The following is a 20,645-nucleotide window of genomic DNA, read 5'->3' on the forward strand; positions in this document are numbered from 1 at the left end:
ACGTTACCAGAAACGCTGCTGGCTGAGCTTCTCCCAGGCCTTGCCGGCCAGGTGCTCGACCGAGCCGCTGGCTGCCAGCCCTACGCGCTCCTGCAGGCTCTTGGCCTTGGCGTAATGAAGATGGAACACCTCGGCTTGCCTGGCGCGTTCGGCCAGGTATTCGTCGCTGGTCTTGAGCTCGTCGACCAGCTGCTTGTCGAGCGCCGCCACGCCGAGCCAGACCTCGCCGGTCGCCACATCGTCGATCGACAACTGCGGGCGATAGTGGGCAACGAAACTCTTGAACAGCTTGTGGGTGACGTCGAGGTCTTCCTGGAATTTCTCCCGGCCCTTCTCGGTGTTCTCGCCGAACACGGTCAAGGTGCGCTTGTACTCGCCGGCGGTGAGCACCTCGAAATCGATGTCGTGCTTCTTCAACAGCTTGTTGACGTTGGGCAACTGCGCGACCACGCCGATGGACCCGAGGATGGCGAACGGCGCGCTGATGATCTTCTCGCCGATGCAGGCCATCATGTAGCCGCCGCTGGCGGCAACCTTGTCGATGCACACGGTCAACGGCACACCGGCCTGGCGGATGCGCGCCAGTTGCGAGGACGCCAGGCCGTAGCTGTGGACCATGCCGCCGCCGCTTTCCAGGCGCAGCACGACCTCGTCGTTGGGGGTGGCCAGGGTCAGCAGTGCGGTGATTTCATGACGCAGGTTTTCGGTGGCGGAAGCCTTGATGTCGCCATCGAAGTCCAGGACGAAGACCCGATGCTTGCTGTCGGGCTTTTTCTTCTTGGCTTTCTTCTCGTTCTTCGCCTGTTCCTTGCGCAAGGCCTTGAGCTTGTCCTTGTCGAACAGACCGGCCTCGAGCCGCTCGCGCAGGCCCTTGTAGAAGTCATTGAGCTTGCTGACCTGCAACTGGCCGGCCGGTTTGCGCCGGCCCTTGGCGCGCAGCGACGCGATGGCGGCCAACACCACCAGGATGGCAACGACCAGGGTGACGGTGCGGATCAGAAACCCGGCGTAATCGGCGAAAAACTCCACGGTGACTCCTTACATGCATGACGCCCGCCAAGCCAGGGGACGATGGAATGAGCCCAGCATACCGGGGGGCAAAGCCTTGGGCCAGCCGGGAAACGCTCGGCATCAAACGAGCCATTCAAACGCACGTATGATTATTCGTTGACAGGCGCCGATACCCCCCCTAACCTCGCAGGACTTTCACTGCCCTATCGAGCCAGGCCGCCCAGGCCCTCGCGATCATTGCACACCTCCAACAAAAGGACCGCACCATGACCTCCGTAGCCGACGCCGTACACGCCATGAAAGCCAAGTTCAATCCAGAGGCCGCCAAAGGCCTGGACCTGGTATTCGGATTCAACATCACCGACGAAGACAAGCAGTACGCCCTGCTGGTGAAAGACGGTACCTGCGAGCTGCAGGAAGGCGAAAACCCGGACGCCAACGTGACCCTGGTCATGGACAGCGAAACCCTCAAGGGCATCGTCAGCGGCGAAACCGATGGCATGCAGGCGTTCATGGGCGGCAAGCTGCGCGCCGAAGGCGACATGATGCTGGCCATGAAGCTGAGCGAACTGTTCCCGGTCTGATTGTTCCCGGTCCAGAGCTGCGCTTCACCGCCGCATCCCACCTGCCCCGACCACGCCTCGGGGCAAGTGCGTCTCAAGCCTCATCCGTATGTCTCCCCTCGCCACATATGTACAGCCATGGTACGCCTGCATCGCCCTAGCCTTGATCGCTCTCAGGCCGGCACCTGCCGCCTGTTCCTTCGATGGAGCGCATCATGGCCAATACCCTCCCCTGGTTTCACTCGCGTCAACTTGCCCAGTGCATGTCCCGCCACCTCACCCAGGCATTTGAAAGCGAACAACTGAGCGTCATCGAGTACGACTGGCTGCGGGGCCTGCCAGATAGCCCCACCATTGCGCCGGACATGCAGGTCTGCCTGCTGGGCAATGCCGATCCCGGCGTGTTCTGCGGACTGCGCATCACGCGCACCGATCCGGACCTTGCGGCGGCCTACTATTACTCGCCACTCACAGGCATCCTGCCGTTCACCAGCAGCGCCGCCCTGCGCGATGCCCTGTTGGCGCGGTTGCAGGCCGAAGCCGGGGCTCGGCCGACCAGCACGCGCGAGCCGAAATGGGTGTCAGTGACTCAATCACCGTTCAAGCGCTGGATGAAAGCGGTCATTCTGGCGCAAGCGCGGCGCCTGAAAGCCATCGACCGTACCTGGCATCAGTTGCCGCTGCTCGGCGATATCCTCGACCGAGACCTCACCGCAGCGCTGCGCACTGCGATGCCTGCCAGCGACCCGATCATCCCGCGCAGCCACAAAGTGCATCGTGTCGACCGCCAGACTCAGGCAGTGGTCAACGTGCAGCGCTTGCTCGATACCGCTCTGGACCTGCTCGCCGACTCACCGCAACCCGACTGCGAACATCGTTTCCTCGGCGTCTATGGACAGACGTTGAGTGACGCCGATGCGCTTTGCTACCGCAGTACGCTGATGGCCACCAACTCACGATTGGCGAAAAACTACAGCGCTGCGCTGGCCGACTTCTGGCGCGCCAACCCCGACAACGAGCGCGGCAGCCTGCGCGATGGCCTGGGTCGGAGCCTGCAGACTGCCTACCTGAGTGCAGTGCTGGAGGCGCAAAGCCATCTGCATGCGAGCAACGCGCAACTGGAGCTGCTGAAATCGGTGGTGACATCGCCAGCGCCTGCCGGTTTGCGCCTGGAAACCCTTCGATTCAACGCCGACCAGGCGCTGAACGACGAGCCCGTGGCCTGGCCAGGCACGCTGATCATCAGCGACGCCGACCAGGCCAGCCTCGGCTACTACATTTTCAGCACGGACCAGGGTCTGTCGCATTGTGCCGACCTGCAGGCGCTGGGTGACTACCTGCAAGGGCTGGTCGCCGGGGCGAGCGACAGCCTGCGGCTGATCAAAAGCGATCGAGCATTGTTCAACGCGATGATTCGGCCTGTACCCCAGCGCCTGGCGCTGACCGGGCAAGCGTTCCAGACCCTGGCCGACGGCTTGATCGACTTGCAACGGCGCCGGGTGCAGGAGGTGTTCGGCAACGCGTCAGCCCTGCGCCCTTCTCCGCTGCTGGCGGTCGCCGAAGCGTTGGATCTGCGCATGCTGGCACACCCTCGGCTGCACTGGCTCAGTGGCGAGCGGCCGATCACCGCCCTGGCCCTGCAGGCAGTCGAGCCTTCCACGAATGGGGCCAAGAGCAACTGGCTGCTGCAGATCGAAACCCTGCGCAACTGGCAGCGATCGACCATGCACTGCGTCTCCCCGGTCAAAGACGGTGTGCGCCTGTTGTTCGCACCCGGCCTGCTGGCGATGCAGTCACCGCTACCGGCCGACGAGCTGCGCCTCCACATCGACGGAGCACCGGAGTTGGCGGCTATCGGGCTGGTCGACTACTTTCTGGAGCGGACCAGCGGCGCCATCATCGCGCCACTGACCTCGGCGGATCGAGTGCTGAACCTGGCAGGCATCGAGCTCAACTGGCCCGACGTCGAGCATATAGAACAACTCGTGCTGGCCTGCAGTCCGGCACTGACGAAAACCTACCGCGGCCTGGTGCGCCGGCAGATGTCCGCACCGCAACCACCTTGCCTGGGTGCCTATGACTTGCCAGGTCAACGGCGGGCATTGCGTGAACTCGGCCTGCGCACCAGCCTGGCCGTCGCCCGGCGTGAGGGCAGCATCGACGAGACACTGCTGCAACTGCTCGCCACTGCACTCGACTATCCCACGGCCCGTTTGCGCAATGCTGCCGACACCGACGTGCATGCCATCTATTTGCGGGTGCCTTCAGAAACGAACACCATCCCGCTGGCCGACATGTTCGTGCTGCACTGCCATTCAAAGCCTGCAAGCCCGGTATTGATGTGGTCCGGCGACCACGGGCTGTTCGCCTTCGACTCGCTGCAGCAACTGAAGAAAACCGTGGCGGCTTCGGCCCGTCATCCGCACGCCCGTACCCGCTGGCTCAACGGCCTGGATCCGGCCTTGATCGCGACAGTCCTGGAACACTTCCAGGCCGCTCCCGTCTCCGGCATTCACGTGGAAACCCGTGCGCTGACCGGCGACTTCATTACCGAGCTCGATGCGCTGGAAAGCCATCGTCAGCTGACCGGTCTGGGCGTCAACATGGCGCTGGCCGTCCAATGCGGGTTTTCCGCCACGCTGTTCCAGCGCAATGCAGACTACAGCCGCGCCGACAACATGCTCACCGTTGGCCTGGACCGTCTGGCCGTCGATGCGGCGAACGTGCAGCTTGCCGAGCTGCTACCCCCCTGGATCCAGCGCGCGAGCGCCAGCCAACTCGCCCGCTACGCCGACATTCTCGGACGCTGCCTGGCAACCGCCAACAGGAAAAGCAATTATCTGGCGCAGATCCCCTTCATCGACGATTTTTCGCGAGACCGTCTGCGCGCCTCCATGGCCAAGGTCTGGCCAGGAGGCCCCAGTGATCCTGATCGGGTCGTGATCAAGCTGACCGACACCAGCGGCGGCGGGGTCAGCATTGGCGGCATGCTCGGTACCGGTACGCTCGTCAGCCGGACCAAAACCCTGACCGAATGGGCGATCAGCCAATTCTCCGGGTCGGTGTCGAGCGAGATGCACATCAGCCTCGACCCGCCCTCGTTGATCATGGATGTACCGACGACGCACCAGGTGCGCGAGGTGGTCAAGGATGCGGATGTGGGTGGCGAGTACCGCAAGCTGCTGGCCGCCAAGCTGTCCAGGCAGTCCGGAGACTACCCCTTGCGCCGTTTGCTGTTCGTCAAGGCATTGCCGGCGCAGATGGTGCGCAACGCGCTCGAACGGGAGATGCAGGGCAAGATCAGTGCGGCGGCCACCGACATGATCGCTCAGGTGGTAGAGATGCCAGACGGTGTGGCTCGCGAGCCCTTGAACGGTCAGCGGATCACCCTCGGGCCGCTGGGTTTGATCCCGGACGTGGGCATGAAAGCCGATATTGCCTGCGGCATGTACCTGATCGCGCCGGTGCAACCCGACCGTGGTCCGGTCGTGCTCTACACCTGCTATGGCGAGTCGGAGACCATTCGCGAGTACGCATCGCGCGTACAGCTGCTGGAGCAGATCAAGACCAACACCGCGCTTCAGGCACAGATCCTGAGCCGACTGCCTGAAGACGTTCATTCACGCTATGAGCACTCGGGATTCACCGAGCCCCATATCCCCTGGACCACCGAAGTCAACGACGGTCAGAGACTGGGCAAACCGCCAGCCATCGTCCTGCTCGATCAACCAGAACAGGGCAACGCTCTGTACTATCTGTTCGAAGACAATCTCCAGCTCATCCAACTGCTGGCACGCCAGCAGACCATGTCCTCGGGAGAAGCGAGCTGGAATGCTTTCTGTCACATCGTGAAACTGGGCATCGAGCAAGGTGCGATGATTCTACCCAGCGTCGTCGGGTCCCTGGTGGCGCTTTATCAGTCGCAACAGCTGCTCAACGATTCGGTCAAGGCGATGGGACGCAGGCGCTGGGGTGAGGCCCTGGCCGACTTCATTGCCGCCCTGGCTTCGGTGGTCGGCGCGCGCCGTGGCGCCGAGCATTTCAAGCGCGAGATCCAGGCCGCCGAAAATGCCGAACACGTACCCAGGGCGCTGGTGGCAGGCCGGCGCTTTGGCGGCCTGAGTGCGGCACTGGCCGCATTGGAAGCCAACGATGTGGCATTGAACAGACTCAACTACGACGCCCTGCTCAACATGTATGAAACCGCCGACCTCGCGCACCGCTATGCCGTGGTCGATGGCCGGGTGATGGAGGTCAAGCGCGCCGAGTAAGGTTGGTACATCGTCAGCAAAGGACGTGAAGGGCCAACCATCACCCTGGATGGCCAGCAGAAGTGGCACGCCGATCTCGAGATCGCGCGGATGGGGGCCGGGTATTCGTTGATGGACAACTACGACACCTGGATCACCGACATCAACATTCCCGACGTATTCATCACCTTGGCCGAAGGCACCGATCAGATCCGCCAGCGCTACCCTCGTCATCACCAGATGATCGTGCGCGCCCATGCCCATGCGGTCGATTGCCTGCGCAATGCGCTGCAAAATCTCAATCAGAAATCCCCCCACGTACCGCTGCCGGCACAGACCCTGGAGATTCTGACCGACGTGTTCGAAGTGGACGTCACGCCGGCCATGCTGCAACGTCTGCGCAGCAGCTGTGTGCAGTTGCTCGACGCACTGACCAGCGATGCACTGGACCCACACTCCTCGCCCCGCTATTGGGACGGGCTCAATGAGGAGGGCCACGAGGGCAACCACGCCTTTGTCTGGGAGGGCGATCCGCAGCAACGCATATTCCTGACGGAAAAATTCTTCGATCTGCCGATCGAGACCATGATGTATTCCAGTCATGAACGCACCCAGGCGCAGTTGTATGCGCACCATCAGGCCGCATCGCTGCTGCATGAGCTCAGCCATCAGGTGCTCAAGACCGTGGACCTGGCCTACCTCGACACCTTTCTGCCGCTGCACCAGCATTATGATGACCTGGGCGGCATGTATGGGCAGGCGCAGGTGTATGCGCGCAGCCTGCTCAAGATCCGCCAGGAAGGGTTGTCCTTGAGTACGCCGGTTGCAAAACTGTTCACTCGCCCGGGTTCCAGTGGTCGACGCGATTTTCGTCCCAGCGATGGGCGTCAGCGCAAAACGGTCCTGCAATTGACAGGCAAGACCCACCTTGCCGATGCCCGCGTGGCCTTCCGGACCGACCCCGAGGTGCGTTCGAAGCTGATTCTGGCCAATGCCGATTCAGTCACGCTGCTGGTTTTCCGCCTGGGGCAGGAGGTCTTCACGCCGCCCTCTTCCTGAAGATTTGTTCAGCTTCCATTCGGCGCAAACATCAAGCACGCTGTTTAATAATGAGTATCATTATGTTACAAGTTAGCATCCTAATTACTCGTTGAACGGTGCGAAGTGCTGGTTCCATTCTTGATCATGCTGCGCGAAGGGATTGAAGCCGCGCTCATCGTTGGCATCATCGCCAGCTACCTGAAACAGACTGGTCGCGGTCAATGGATGCCAGCGGTCTGGATCGGCGTCTTCCTCGCAGCGGCCCTGGCCCTGCTGGTGGGCGGCGGCCTTGAGTTGATGAGCGCGGAATTCCCGCAGAAGCAACAGGAATTGTTCGAAGCGCTCATCGGCCTGGTGGCCGTGGTCATCCTCACCTCCATGGTGTTCTGGATGCGCAAGGTCGCCCGCTCGGTGAAGCACTCGCTGCAGGCAGCCCTGGACCAAGCCCTGACTGGCTCTCGCCACCAGGTCGCCGCGCTGATCGCCATGGTGTTCTTCGCAGTCGCCCGCGAAGGCCTGGAAACCGTATTTTTCCTACTCGCCGTGTTCCAGCAGAGCGAAGGTCCCGGTGCGCCCATCGGCGCCCTGCTCGGCCTGCTGCTGGCAGTGGCCATCGGCTTTGCCATCTATTCGGGCAGCATGCGCCTGAACCTGTCGCTGTTCTTTCGCTGGACCGGCTTGTTCATTCTGGTGGTCGCGGCGGGCATTCTCGCCAACTCGGTCATGGCCCTGCATGAAGCAGGGGTCTGGAACAGCTTGCAGAGCGTGGTCTTCGACATCAGCGCCACCCTGCCCATGGACGGTCCGATCGGATCGGTACTGGCCGGCATGTTCGGCTATCAGGACGCACCGACGATCAGCACCCTGGGTGCATACCTGATCTATCTGGTGGTGGCCCTGGTGGCGTTCTTCATGCCCCATGCCGCGCCGGCGCAGGTCAACTCCTCCCCCGCCACTCATCAGTAAGGCTTCCATGTCCAACCCAGTCAATGGCGCCCCGCCGCGCCTGATGCGTATGGCGCTCGCCGCGTCGGTGGTCGTGATGATCGCCGCCGGCGGCCTGTTCTACTACGCGTCGCAAGTCGCTTCGAGCAAACGTCAGGCCAGCGCCCAGAACGAGATCGTGGTGAACATCCATCCGCACAACTGCGAGCCGGCCGCGCTCACCGTGGCCGCGGGGCGCAACAGCTTTCGCATCGTCAACCGCTCCGAGCGGGCGGTGGAATGGGAAATCCTCGATGGCGTGCTGGTGGTCGAAGAGCGCGAGAACATCGCGCCCGGCCTGAGCCAGGTGATCAACGCCAACCTGCAGCCGGGGAATTATCAGATCACCTGCGGCCTGCTCAGCAATCCGCGCGGCACCTTGAAGGTCACGCCCACGGCCGAGTCCGATGCTGCAGCCAAGGCGCGGCCGTCGATGGTGGCTTTCGTCGGCCCTCTGTCGGAATACCGGGTGTACCTGGCAACCCAGGGCAGCGCCCTGATTCGCGCCGTGGACGCCTTGAACCAGGCCATTGTCGCCGGTGATCTGGCGCAGGCTCGCAGCTTGTACGCCCCGGCACGAGCCGCCTATCAACGTATCGCGCCCGCCGCGCAACGCCTGGCCGAACTGGACAATGCCATCAATGCCCGCGCCGACTACTACGAGAAGCGCGAACAGGACACGGCTTTCGGTGGCTTCCACCGCTTGGAGTACGGCCTGTTCAAGCAGAACAGCGTGGAGGGTCTGGTGCCGGTGGCGCAGAAACTGGCCAGCGATGTCACTGAACTGAGGCGCCAGCTGCTGGCGCAGCCATTGCCTCCCGAACAACTGGTGAGCATCGTTGCGCGCAACCTGCACGGGTTGGCGGACATTCGTAGCCAGGGTGAAGAGGAGCGCTACAGCCACACCGACCTGAATGGCTTCGCGGCCAATCTGGAGGGTGCGCGCAAGGTGGTCGACCTGCTGCGTCCACTGTTGACGAAGTCCGCGTCCGAGTTGCTGCCGCGGATCGACGAGGCGGCGGATGAGTTGGCCATGCAGTTGGCGAGCCTGCGCAGCGGCGACGGCTATCAAAGCTACGAGACGGTCAGCATCGAACAACGCCAGCAGATCGCTGCCCAGGCCAAGGCCCTGGCCGATGCCCTCGACGGCATCGACCCTGCGCTGGGCCTCTCCACCCTGTAGGCCCGTCGGCGGCACCTGCGGTGTAACTGGCTGACCGCGCTGAGCCCAGACGCGGGGATACGACAAGCCGCAGTGGCAGTGCGATCTCTGTAGCAGCGGCGCGAGCCGCGTCGGCGGTACCTGCAGTGTAACTGGCTGACCGCGCTGAACCCGGACGCGGCTTGCGCCGCTGCTACAGGGATTACGCCAAGCCGCATTGGCAGCGCGATCTCTGTAGCAGCGGCGCGAGCCGCGTCGGCGGTACCTGCGGTGCGAAAGACGTTGAAGTGAATGAAACAGCGACGAGATAAACGATCATGAGCAACACCGACAATCCGAATCCGACCATCGACGCCCAGCGCCGTCGCGTGCTGCTGGGCCTGGGCGCCGCCGGTGCGACACTGGCGGGCGCCGGCCTGAGCTGCCCGGCGATGGCCGCCCCCGCCGCCAAGGTCACCGAAGCGCCAAAAAGCGAAAAGACCCAGGACCGCCATGACTACCAGGGCGTGCACCAGACCGGGATCGTCACACCGCGGCCAGCCGCAGGCATGCTGGTGGCATTCGATGTACTGGCCAGTGATCGCGAAGACCTGGAGCGCCTTTTCCGCACCCTGGACGAGCGCATCCGCTTCCTGATGGCTGGCGGCCCCGTGGCGCAGGTCGACCCCAAGCTGCCGCCGGTGGATTCGGGCATCCTTGGCCCGGTGGTGGTGCCAGACAACCTGACCATCACCGTGTCGGTGGGCGAGTCACTGTTCGACGAGCGCTTCGGCCTCGCCGATGCCAAGCCCAAACGCCTGTCGCGGATGGTCGGTTTCCCCAACGATGCGTTGGAAGCGGATCAATGCCACGGTGACCTGACCCTGCAGTTCTGTGCCAATACCCCGGACAGCAACATCCACGCCCTGCGCGACATCGTCAAGAACCTGCCCGACCTGCTTTTCGTGCGATGGAAACAGGAAGGTACGGTGCCGCCGCAGGCGCCTGCCAAACCTGGCGAGCCTGAACAGAGCGCGCGCAACTTCCTCGGCTTTCGTGACGGCTCGGCCAACCCGGACTCCAACGACACCCGGCTGATGGATGCGCTGGTATGGGTGCAGCCTGGCAGCGACGAGCCAACCTGGGCCGAGCATGGCAGTTATCAGGCGGTGCGCATCATCCGCAACTTCGTCGAACGCTGGGACCGCACGCCGCTGCAAGAGCAGGAGAATATCTTCGGCCGGGTGAAAACCACCGGTGCGCCCATGGACGGCCGACTGGAAAGCGATGTGCCGGACTACGGCAAAGATCCCGAAGGCAAGCTGACCAAGCTGGACGCGCACATTCGCCTGGCCAATCCGCGCACCCCCGAGTCGCAGCAGAACCTCATCCTGCGTCGACCCTTCAACTATTCGAACGGGGTGAACAAGAACGGCCAGCTGGACATGGGCTTGCTGTTCATCTGCTACCAGGCGGATCTGGAAAAAGGCTTCATCACCGTGCAGACCCGCCTCAACGGCGAACCGCTGGAGGAATATCTCAAGCCCGTGGGCGGCGGTTATTTCTTCACCCTGCCAGGAGTGACCAGCGCCCAGGATTTCATCGGCCGCAGCCTGCTCGCTGCGAGCAAGAACCTCACCACCACTGCATGACCACTTGATACAACCGGGGAACCACTCATGACAAAGACGCCACTCGCTCTGCTGCTGACCCTTGGCCTGTTCAACGCTCCGCTGTCGGCCTTTGCCGCGACCCAGTCGCCGTTGGACCTGGTAGGGCCGGTTTCGGACTACAAGATCTACGTGACCGAGAAGGTCGATCAACTGGCCGTGGAAACCGCCAGGTTCACCGACGCGATCAAGAAAGGCGACCTGGCCACCGCCAAGAAGCTGTATGCGCCGACCCGCGTGCACTACGAGGCCATCGAGCCGATCGCCGAGCTGTTCAGCGACCTAGATGCGTCGATCGATTCGCGTGTCGATGACCATGAAGCCGGTGTGAAGGCGGAAGATTTCACCGGTTTTCACCGCCTGGAATACAGCCTGTACTCGGAAAATACCACCAAGGGCCTGGATGCATTGGCCGACGGTCTGCTCAAGGATGTGAAGGACTTGCAGAACCGTATCGCCGAGCTGACCTTCCCGCCGGAGAAAGTGGTCGGCGGTGCCGCCGCACTGCTCGAAGAGGTGGCCGCGACCAAGGTGTCCGGTGAGGAAGACCGTTACAGCCATACCGACCTGTATGATTTCCAGGGCAACATCGACGGCGCGAAGAAGATCGTCGACCTGTTCCGTCCACAGATCGAAGGCCAGGACAAGGCGTTCGCAGCCAAGGTAGACAAGAACTTCGCCACCGTCGACAAGATCCTGGCCAAGTACCGCATTGCCGATGGCGGCTTCCAAACCTACGACAAGGTCAAGGAAAACGACCGCAAGGCACTGATCGGCCCGGTCAACACCCTCGCCGAAGACCTCTCCACCCTGCGCGGCAAACTCGGCCTGAACTGAGCCGTCTGCTGGTGATAAGGGCCCTTCCAAGGGCCCTTTTTTGTGGGCGCCGTTTTTGTCAGGGGCGTTTTTTTGCAGAGGTTGTTTTTGTGGGAGCGGGCTCTGCCCGCGAAGCCCGCACACCCGTACATCAGAAACACCGCAAGGCCCCTTCGCGGCCGATGACCGCTCCTACGGCGGACTCGAACCCTGCGTAGGAGCGGTCCGTGGCCGCGAACGCAGCGCTGCGGTCTCCCAGACACACCGCGGCGCCCCCTTCGCGGCCGATGACCGCTCCTACGGCGCCCTCGAACCCTGCGTAGGAGCGGTCCGTGGCCGCGAAAAAACCGACGCAATACCCCTGATCCCCCGCAGCATCTCATCCGCGGCTACACGCCGCTCCTTCAAGCTTCTGGCACTGTGCAAACCTGACACTCATCACCGGTCATTTCGATCTCCGTAGCGGACACACACAGACATCAATCCGCCCCACCCACCTGGTCACTGCCCGCTACATTCAAACCTCCGCCATGGACGGAGGCTCTCATGCCACTCTACAAAAATTGCAGGTTACGCACGGGCCGCTTTTCTCAGCGTGGCGGCATCTATCTTTTGACTGCCGTTGTGAAACATAGAACGCCCCTGTTCCGGGATTTCGAACTGGGACGGTGCGTAGTCAGGGAGATGATGAATGCCCAGCGCTGGAACCAGGCACAATCGCTGGCTTGGGTTGTCATGCCCGATCACCTCCACTGGCTGATGCAACTTGAGGACGCATCGCTGGAAAGCCTGATGCGTCAGGTCAAATCGCGCTCGAGCAAGGCAATCAATGAACGGTGCGCAAGAACAGGCCAATTGTGGCAGGCAGGCTTCCACGACCGAGCGCTGCGTCAGGAGGAGGATTTACTCGCCAGTGCCAGATACATTGTCGCCAACCCGCTGCGCGCAGGATTGGTCAAAAGGGTCGGCGATTACCCTTTGTGGGATGCTATTTGGCTGCAGGGTTACCAGGCATCCAGCTCAACCCCACGCCCGTAGGAGCGGTCCGTGGCCGCGAAAAGGCGCTGCAGTCTTCCAGACACACCGCGGCGCCCCCTTCGCGGCCGATGACCGCTCCTACGGCGCCCTCAAACCCTGCGTAGGAGCGGTCCGTGGCCGCGAACGCAGCGCTGCGGTCTTCCAGACACACCGCGGCGCCCCCTTCGCGGCCGATGACCGCTCCTACGGCGGACTCGAACCTTGCGTAGGAGCGGTCCGTGGCCGCGAAAAGGCGCTACGGTCTCCCAGACACACCGCGGCGCCCCCTTCGCGGCCGATGACCGCTCCTACGGCGCCCTCGAACCCTGCGTAGGAGCGGTCCGTGGCCGCGAACGCAGCGCTACGGTCTCCCAGACACACCGCGGCGCCCCTTCGCGGCCGATGACCGCTCCTACGGCGTCCTCGAACCCTGCGTAGGAGCGGTCCGTGGCCGCGAAAATAGCGCTGCAGTCTCCCAGACACACCGCGGCGCCCCTTTCGCGGCCGATGACCGCTCCTACGGCGGACTCGAACCCTGCGTAGGAGCGGTCCGTGGCCGCGAAAAGAGCGCTGCAGCGTCTGGGGTTACACCCTAGCGCCGAGTTCTGCGGAGATGGCGTGAGCGGCTTTCTGGACCACAGGAACCAGGGATTCCATCTTCTCCACAGGCATGTAAGGCAGCGTACTGGCGACACTGATCGCGGCCACGATTTGTCCGCTGGCATCGCGGATGGGTGCAGCCACGCAGCGAATCGATGGTTCGTTGTCTTCCAGGTCGAACGCATAGCGGCCCGTTACATAGGTTTGCATACGGGCCTGGAACTGGGGCCAGGTGAGTTGCGGGTGGTCGGGCCACAGGGCGGATTCCGCCGCAACGGCCTCCCCCCGTTCGAACAGCCTCTGCCATTCGGCCGCCTCGGCGTCGAGCATCAGCGCCTTGCCGATGCCGGTGCGCGCCAGCGGCATGCGATGACCTACCCGCGAACGCATCTCCGGGCCATTGCGCCCTGGGGTCTTGTGCAGGTACAGCACCTCGTCGCCGTCGCGAATCGCCAGGTGAATGGTATCGCCGGTTCGCGCCGACAGTTCATCCAGCCAAGGGCTGGCCAACATCACCAGTGGCACTTCGTCCCGCGCCTGGAAGCCCAGCTCGATCAGCCGCGGCCCGAGCAGATAGCCCGCCTGGGGCAGCACCCGCAAGTAGCGCTCGTCCACCAGGCAACTGACCAGCCGGTGGGTGGTGCTGCGCGTGGTGCCGATGCGCCGTGCGATCTCTTTCAGATCACGGGCGCCGCCGGCCACGGCCTGGATCACTGCCAGCCCGCGGAGCAGGGTCTGGGTGCCGGTCGGTGCGGCGGGGGGCATGTCGTCCTGCATGGTCAACCTTCGCGTCAGGTAAAAGCAGGCGCATTATGTTCGCCTGCTCGCAATCGGGTCAAAGCTCGATCCGCTCGACCTTGCCCACCAGCAGAATGTAGGACAACGCCCCGACCAGCGCCGTGACCGCAATGTAAGTGATCGCGGGCGCGAACGAGTCGCCGGTCGCCAGGAAGCCGATGGCGATCGGTGTGGTGATCGCCGACAGGTTGCCGATGAAGTTGAACACCCCGCCCGTCAGCCCCAGTAACCGCGCAGGGGCCAGGGTCGAAACCAGCGACCAGGTGATCGACGCCAGGCCGTTGCCGAAAAAGGCCAGCGCCAGGCAAGCGATGACCAGCGGGGTCGAATCGACGTAGTTGGCGCCGATGATGCACGTCGAGATCAGCAGGCCGCCGATGATCGGCAGCTTGCGCGCCAGGCCGATGCTGGCACCGCGACGGATCAGCCAGTCGGAAAAGAACCCCGAGCACAGCACGCCGACAAAAGCGGCCAGGAACGGCAACGAGGCGAGCATGCCCGATTTGATGAAATCCATGCCGCGGTATTTCACCAGGTAAGTCGGGAACCAGGTCAGGAAGAACCACAAGGTCGAGTTGAGGCAATACTGGCCCAGGTAGATACCCCAGAGTTTGCGCTTGCTCAACACGATGCCCAGGTCGGTCCAGCTGAAACCGGCCTTGGCCTGGCGCGCCGATTTCTGCATGTCGACCAAGCCGCCGCCGTCGCTGATGAGCTGGATTTCGGCCGCGTTGGCGCCTTTGAAATCGCGCGGCTCGCGATACACCGCGTACCAGATCACTGCCCAGACAATGCCCACCAGACCGGTGCTGACGAACACCATGTGCCAGCCGAATTCGTGTTGCAGCCAGGCCAGTACCGGGGTGAGGAAGGCCAGGCCGACGAATTGGCCCGAGGTGTAGAAGCCGATGGCGGTGGCACGTTCGCGCTCGGGAAACCAGGTCGTCACCACGCGGCTGTTGATCGGGTACGCCGGCGCTTCCAGCGCGCCCACGGCCATGCGCAGCACGAACAGGGCGATGAAACTGCCGGCAAAGCCGAGCATGACGGTGGCAATGGACCACAACGCCAGGGCCACGCTGTAGAGGATGCGTGGCGGAACGCGGTCGACCAGCCAGCCGCCGGGGATCTGCATGGCGGCGTAGGTCCAGCCGAATGCCGAGAAAATCAGGCCGACGTGCACCGGATCGATGCCCAGGTCGCTGGTCAGCGCCGGTGCGGCGATGGACAGGTTGCTGCGGTCCAGGTAGTTGATCACCACGGTGATGAACAACAGCACCATGATGAAAAAGCGCTTGCGGCTGGGCGTCGCCAGCGCCGGCGCGGCGGTAGTGGATTGGGTATGCATGGGGTGCCTCTTATTGTATTTGTAGAGGGGTGATGCGGCGACAGGGCGGGCGGCGAGCTTGCTACCCGCGAAGGCCGCGCCGCGGTATCAGCGGTGAATCACCACTCCGCGAAGCTGCCGTCGGCATGGCGCCAGATCGGGTTGCGCCAGCGATGGCCGATCTCTGCGCGCTCCCGCACGTACTCCTCGTTGATCTCGATTCCCAGTCCCGGCCCGTTCGGAATCTTCACGAACCCATTGTCGTAATCGAACACCTCGGGGTGGGTGACATAGTCGAGCAGATCGTTGCTTTCGTTGTAGTGGATGCCCAGGCTCTGCTCCTGGATGAAGGCGTTGTAGCAAACCGCATCCAGCTGCAGGCACGCCGCCAGCGCGATCGGCCCCAACGGGCAATGCAAGGCCAGCGCTACGTCATAGGCCTCGGCCATGTTGGCGATCTTGCGGGTCTCGGTGATGCCCCCGGCATGCGAGGCATCGGGCTGGATGATGTCCACATAGCCTTCACTGAGAATCCGCTTGAAGTCCCAACGCGAGTACAAACGCTCACCGAGTGCGATCGGCGTACTGGTCAACGGCGCCAGCTCCTTGAGCGCTTCGTAGTTCTCGCTCAACACCGGCTCTTCGATGAACATCAGCTTGAACTGGTCCAGCTCCTTCATCAGCACCTTGGCCATGGGCTTGTGCACCCGGCCATGGAAGTCGACGCCAATGCCCACGTTCGGCCCTACCGCATCACGCACGGCCGCAACGCTGGCCAGGGCGCGATCGACCTTGTCGAACGTGTCGAGAAACTGCAGTTCCTCCGTGCCGTTCATCTTCACCGCAGTGAAACCACGAGCCACCGCCTCGCTCGCCGCGCGCGCCGTGTCGGCCGGGCGGTCGCCGCCAATCCACGAGTACACCCGGATCCGATCGCGTACCTGCCCGCCGAGCAGGTCGCTGACCGAAACGCCCAGGGCCTTGCCCTTGATATCCCACAGCGCCTGATCGATACCGGCCAGGGCGCTCATGTGGATGGCGCCGCCACGGTAGAAACCGCCGCGGTACAGCACGGTCCAGATGTCTTCGATATTGCGTGGGTCCTTGCCGATCAGGTAGTCGGATAATTCGTCAACGGCGGCAGCCACGGTGTGCGCGCGGCCTTCGACCACGGGCTCGCCCCAGCCGACCACACCCTCGTCGGTCTCGACCTTGAGGAAGCACCAGCGCGGTGGAACGATGAAGGTCGTGAGTTTGGTGATTTTCATCTGTTGTCTCTCTTGTTCGATGGACGCTCGAGCGTCTGTAAATGTTGCCGTTACCGCCCGTATCGATTTCGTAGGAGCGGTCCGTGGCCGCGAACCGGGCGACGCGGTGGATCAGTCACTGCGCGGCGCCCTCTTCGCGGCCGATGACCGCTCCTACAGGGGCGCACAGCGTGTCAACCTTTCAGCGACTGCCAGGCCTGGACGTACGCCTTTGCGTTATCAGCCACCTGCTGCACCGTCATGCCTGGCTTGAACAGGCCCGAACCCAGGCCAAACCCGGCAACGCCGGCGTCGAGAAACGGCTGCATGTTGTCCGGGCTGATGCCTCCCACCGGTACCAGCGCCGTCCCTTTGGGCAGCACCGCCAACAGCGCCTTGACCACGGCCGGCGTCAGCGACTCGGCCGGGAACAGTTTCAACACGTCGGCACCGGCGGCCAGCGCGGCGAACGCTTCGGTCGGTGTCAGCACGCCCGGCGCCAGGAACATCTCGGCTTCCTTGGCCGCCTTGAGCACTGCAGGATCGCTGTGCGGCATGACGATCAGTTGCCCTCCCGCCGCCTTGACCTGAAGCACCTGCTCGGCAGACAGCACCGTTCCGGCACCGATCAGGCAATCGGCGGGCAAACTGTTGCGCAACAGCCGAATGCTGTCGAAAGGCTGCGGAGAGTTGAGCGGCACCTCGATGATGCGAAACCCGGCGCTGTACAGCACCTCGCCGATGGCCACCGACTCTTCGGGGCGCAGGCCGCGCAAAATGGCGATCAGCCCGTTCTGGGCCATTGCTTGCTTGAGCATGTCAAACCTCTTGGAACTGTTGAGCGACGAGCCCGGCGGCCAGCGCCAGGCTCCAGAGACCGCGTTCGGTGGCCTGTTCGGCCAGGCTGACGCTGTTGAAGCCACACAAGGCCAATGCCTGCCGATAGCGCTGGCACAACGCACTGCTGCCGATCAGGACCACAGCCGGCAGCGATTCCTGCCCGCTGCGCTGACGCAGCATTTCGGCCAGGGCGCGCAGCTCGTGGCCAATCATCAGGCCAGACAGATAGTCCGCTTGTTCACTGCTCGCCAATTGGCCGGTGAGGCCAAGGCTGCGCGCGCTGAACATGGTCGACAGCACGCCGATGCTGCCCTCGCGCGACATCGCCACGGCTACACCGCGCTCGAACGCCGCGCTGTCGAACGACGCACTGCGCTTCTGCGTGCGGCCGAGAATGGTGTGGGCACTGGCTGCGGCGAACAGCTCGCCGGTCATGAAGGTGTCGAAATGCTCGATGCGCTGCTCGACCACCCTCGCCCACTTCGAATGGCTGCCAGGCAGGCCGATCAGCAAGGTCTGGTCGCGCTCACCCGAAGGCAGCGACTGCAGCAGGCCGAAGATCTGGGTTTCCTCGCCGCGCATGACGTTGGGCAGTGCCGAACGTTGCAGCACGCCGGGCACCAGATGCACGCAGATACCCCTGAGGGTACGCACGCGAGCCATGCCGGCTGCGACATCGGCGGCCTGCGCCGGGCTCTGGCAATACGGCACCTCGTGCCAACCCTGGGCGCTGCCGACCATGCCGCAGGCGATCACGGCAACGTCAGGAAAAGCGTCGAGCCAGTCGCCGCAGGCTTCATCGAAGGTCAGCTCGAAACCATCGCTGGTCTGTTCGCCGCAAATGCTACGGGGGGTGTTGGACAACTGCATGATGCCCCGATCCAGCGAACGCTGGTCGAGTACGTGGCCATCAGGGCCGAGCAGATAGGCTCGCAGGGAACTGGTTCCCCAATCGAGTGCAACGAGTTGCGGCTGCATCGCTTCACCTTGTTTGTTTTTGGTAGTGAGTGGCGGTGTGTGATGGCCGACTATAAATCCATTTGAACGATAATCTCAATATATAATTATCAATCCCACATATAGGGAATTATTCACATCATTCCTGTGGGAGCGGGCTCTGCCCGCGAAGAATGCCCCGCCGTGTATCTGTCAGACCGCAGCGCCTCATTCGCGGGCAGAGCCCGCTCCACATGGGAACCGGGATCGAGGCATAAAAAAACCGGCCTGGTGGCCGGTTCGTTTGAGGTCAGGCGTAGGCCTGAAGAGGTCGGCGTCTGCCGAAGAGCCAGGCGGTGCCGACACCGACCGCACCCATCACCACGCAATAGCCCACACAGACCCACGGGCTCCACGGCATCAAGGCGATCAGCAGCAGCGGCGTGGTACTCGCCCACAGCGCATACGCGATGTTGTAGGTAAACGAAATGCCCGATACACGCACCTTGGCGGGAAACAGGCCGACCATCAGCGACGGCACCACACCCACCACTCCACACCCCAGACCAGCCAGCGCATAGGCCACGGCAAGACTGCCGACCCCGGCAACCAGGCTGGCATAGAGCGCGGTGATGCCCAGCGGCAGCAGCACGCTATAAAGGACCAGCGCACGCCAGGCGCCGATGCGATCGACCAGCAGGCCAGCCAACACGCAGCCAACGTTGAGGAAGACGATACCCAGGCTACTCAGCGCAAAGGTGTGCCGTGCATCCAGGCCAAAGCGCTGCTGCATCACCGTCGGCGTGATCACCACCAGCACCACCACCGCCGAAGTCAGCACACACGTCAGCAATACCGCAGGGATCAGCGAAGCGCGGTGCTCACGCAGCACGGTACGCAGGGAGAATTCGCTGACCTGCTCACTGCGCGCGCGCATGGCCAGAAACACCGGTGTTTCGCTGAGCAGTCGGCGCAGCCACACACCGACCACGCCAAATACGCCGCCCAGCAGGAAGGGCAAACGCCACGCCCAATCGAGGATTTCCTGCGGGGTGTACACCCGCGCCAGCACAGTGGCAGTCAATGCGCCGAGCAGATAGCCAAAGGTCAGCCCCGCCTGGAGAAACCCCAAGGCATAGCCGCGTCTTCTCAGCGGCACGTGCTCGGCCACGAACACCCAGGCGCTGGGCACCTCGCCCCCGACGGCAGCGCCCTGCAGAATGCGCAGGGCCAGCAGCAGCAGCGGCGCGAAGTAACCGATCTGCGCATAGGTGGGCATCATGCCGATCAGCAGGCAGGGCACCGCCATCATCAGGATGCTCAGGCTGAACACACGCTTGCGCCCCAGACGATCGGCGAAATGCGCCATCAGGATGCCGCCCAACGGGCGGGCCAGATAGCCGGTCACGAAGATACCGAAGCTCTGCAACAGGCGCAGCCACTCGGGCATCTGCGGCGGGAAGAACAGCTGGCTGAGGGTCAGGGCGAAGAATACGAAGATGATGAAATCGTAGATTTCCAGCGCGCCACCGAGGGCCGCCAGACCGAGGGTCTTGTGGTCGCTGCGGTTGAGCAGCAATGGCTGGGCAGAGCTATCGGCAGGCATGGGCAAGTCCGCTGGTGGCCGACGGCGCGTATCCTCGCGCCTGTCAAAGGCGCGCAGGATAGCAAAAACCGTCAGGCGTGGCAGGCGCTATGAGGTGCCTATCCCGTAGGAGCGGTCATCGGCCGCGAAAGGAACGCCGCAGACTGGCAGATACACCGCAATGCCCGGTTGGCGGACCCCGAGGGCTCCTACAGCGGCGGTGAGCTGAGCGACTTGCGTACGCGGATGCCATCGCCGATCACGCGAACGCGATGCTCCGGCGGCGCCTTGGGCGATTCGACAATGGCCATGAAGGTCTGCAGCGCGTCGCGGTCCGGCAGCTGCGTGACGCTGGTGCTCAACCGCTCACCGCCAGGGTCGGCCAGTTCGGTTTCGATCCGCTTCTGGCTCTCATACAGCAACGCATGGCGAACGTGCTCACTGTTCTTGCAGAACCGCGGCAGATCGACACCCGACCGCACAGCCATGTCAGTGTTGGCAATCAACAGATCGAAAGGCTCGTAAGCGCTTTGCACCATGGTCAGCAGTTCGTCGAGCGAACCCACCGGCACCACCCTGAAGTAGCCCAGGTTGTTGAGCGTTCGTTCGATCTGCACCGCCTGCTGGTCCAACTCGTCGGCAATCAGAATCCGCAATCTCTTGTCAGCCATCATCCACTTCCCAGGCGTCGGCGCAGGACGATCCCTTACCCGCCTCGCCAAGCCACTACAGCGGGTGCAATTCAACCCGCGGCTTCCAATGATCATCACCCCCAGGGGGTGGCCCGCCGGCAAGCTTACTCTCCCAAACGACAGTTCG

Annotated in this window: 16 protein-coding genes; 8 read left to right on the forward strand and 8 right to left on the reverse strand. The window is 63.2% G+C overall.

What is annotated here, in order from left to right; genetic code table 11:
* Window positions 1-3 precede the first annotated feature (3 nt).
* Window positions 4-1,029: a protease SohB gene (gene sohB / locus IFU31_RS01690; RefSeq protein ID WP_122476871.1), complete on the reverse strand. Its 1,026-nt coding sequence runs from the start codon at window positions 1,027-1,029 to the stop codon at window positions 4-6.
* Between the two features lie 248 nt (window positions 1,030-1,277).
* Between sohB and IFU31_RS01695 the strand changes: the two genes are divergently transcribed.
* The 8 genes from IFU31_RS01695 (at window position 1,278) to IFU31_RS01730 (ending at window position 12,514) form a co-directional block, all read left to right on the forward strand.
* On the forward strand, window positions 1,278-1,595 hold the full coding sequence (locus IFU31_RS01695) for an SCP2 sterol-binding domain-containing protein (protein ID WP_185793470.1): 318 nt from the start codon (window positions 1,278-1,280) through the stop codon (window positions 1,593-1,595).
* 194 nt (window positions 1,596-1,789) lie between these two features.
* Window positions 1,790-5,845 (forward strand): dermonecrotic toxin domain-containing protein, encoded by a 4,056-nt coding sequence (locus IFU31_RS01700; protein ID WP_192102091.1) that lies wholly within the window; start codon window positions 1,790-1,792, stop codon window positions 5,843-5,845.
* A gap of 111 nt (window positions 5,846-5,956) precedes the next feature.
* A complete protein-coding gene (locus IFU31_RS01705) occupies window positions 5,957-6,883 on the forward strand; it encodes a hypothetical protein (RefSeq protein ID WP_192102092.1) in 927 nt (308 codons plus the stop codon).
* A gap of 105 nt (window positions 6,884-6,988) precedes the next feature.
* On the forward strand, window positions 6,989-7,831 hold the full coding sequence (efeU, locus tag IFU31_RS01710) for an iron uptake transporter permease EfeU (RefSeq protein ID WP_122476866.1): 843 nt from the start codon (window positions 6,989-6,991) through the stop codon (window positions 7,829-7,831).
* A 7-nt stretch (window positions 7,832-7,838) separates the two neighbouring features.
* On the forward strand, window positions 7,839-9,032 hold the full coding sequence (efeO, locus tag IFU31_RS01715; protein ID WP_192102093.1) for an iron uptake system protein EfeO: 1,194 nt from the start codon (window positions 7,839-7,841) through the stop codon (window positions 9,030-9,032).
* Window positions 9,033-9,328: 296 nt separating this feature from the next.
* Window positions 9,329-10,642, forward strand: a complete 1,314-nt coding sequence (gene efeB, locus IFU31_RS01720) for an iron uptake transporter deferrochelatase/peroxidase subunit (RefSeq protein ID WP_192102094.1) — start codon at window positions 9,329-9,331, stop codon at window positions 10,640-10,642.
* Window positions 10,643-10,669: 27 nt separating this feature from the next.
* Window positions 10,670-11,497 (forward strand): iron uptake system protein EfeO, encoded by an 828-nt coding sequence (efeO, locus tag IFU31_RS01725; protein ID WP_192102095.1) that lies wholly within the window; start codon window positions 10,670-10,672, stop codon window positions 11,495-11,497.
* Window positions 11,498-12,022: 525 nt separating this feature from the next.
* On the forward strand, window positions 12,023-12,514 hold the full coding sequence (locus IFU31_RS01730; protein WP_185793475.1) for an REP-associated tyrosine transposase: 492 nt from the start codon (window positions 12,023-12,025) through the stop codon (window positions 12,512-12,514).
* A gap of 564 nt (window positions 12,515-13,078) precedes the next feature.
* On the opposite strand, the gene IFU31_RS01735 is transcribed toward IFU31_RS01730, so the two are convergent.
* The 7 genes from IFU31_RS01735 to IFU31_RS01765 all read right to left on the reverse strand — a co-directional run bounded on the left by IFU31_RS01735 (window position 13,079) and on the right by IFU31_RS01765 (window position 20,497).
* Window positions 13,079-13,870 (reverse strand): IclR family transcriptional regulator, encoded by a 792-nt coding sequence (locus IFU31_RS01735; protein WP_192057186.1) that lies wholly within the window; start codon window positions 13,868-13,870, stop codon window positions 13,079-13,081.
* Between the two features lie 58 nt (window positions 13,871-13,928).
* Window positions 13,929-15,239 (reverse strand): MFS transporter, encoded by a 1,311-nt coding sequence (locus IFU31_RS01740; protein ID WP_122478321.1) that lies wholly within the window; start codon window positions 15,237-15,239, stop codon window positions 13,929-13,931.
* A 98-nt stretch (window positions 15,240-15,337) separates the two neighbouring features.
* A complete protein-coding gene (gene dgoD, locus IFU31_RS01745; RefSeq protein WP_122478323.1) occupies window positions 15,338-16,486 on the reverse strand; it encodes a galactonate dehydratase in 1,149 nt (382 codons plus the stop codon).
* A gap of 173 nt (window positions 16,487-16,659) precedes the next feature.
* The gene (locus IFU31_RS01750) at window positions 16,660-17,283 is read right to left on the reverse strand and encodes a 2-dehydro-3-deoxy-6-phosphogalactonate aldolase (RefSeq protein ID WP_122478325.1); all 624 of its coding nucleotides are present in this window, start codon (window positions 17,281-17,283) and stop codon (window positions 16,660-16,662) included.
* 1 nt (window position 17,284) lies between these two features.
* Window positions 17,285-18,283, reverse strand: coding sequence for a 2-dehydro-3-deoxygalactonokinase (locus tag IFU31_RS01755; protein ID WP_122478327.1), 999 nt, complete (start codon window positions 18,281-18,283; stop codon window positions 17,285-17,287).
* Between the two features lie 268 nt (window positions 18,284-18,551).
* Window positions 18,552-19,847, reverse strand: coding sequence for an MFS transporter (locus tag IFU31_RS01760; RefSeq protein ID WP_122478330.1), 1,296 nt, complete (start codon window positions 19,845-19,847; stop codon window positions 18,552-18,554).
* Between the two features lie 188 nt (window positions 19,848-20,035).
* The gene (locus IFU31_RS01765; protein WP_192056215.1) at window positions 20,036-20,497 is read right to left on the reverse strand and encodes a histidine kinase; all 462 of its coding nucleotides are present in this window, start codon (window positions 20,495-20,497) and stop codon (window positions 20,036-20,038) included.
* Window positions 20,498-20,645 lie beyond the last annotated feature (148 nt).

This window comes from Pseudomonas sp. CFBP 13602 (assembly GCF_014842725.1).
In the GTDB taxonomy this organism is placed as follows: domain Bacteria; phylum Pseudomonadota; class Gammaproteobacteria; order Pseudomonadales; family Pseudomonadaceae; genus Aquipseudomonas; species Aquipseudomonas baltica.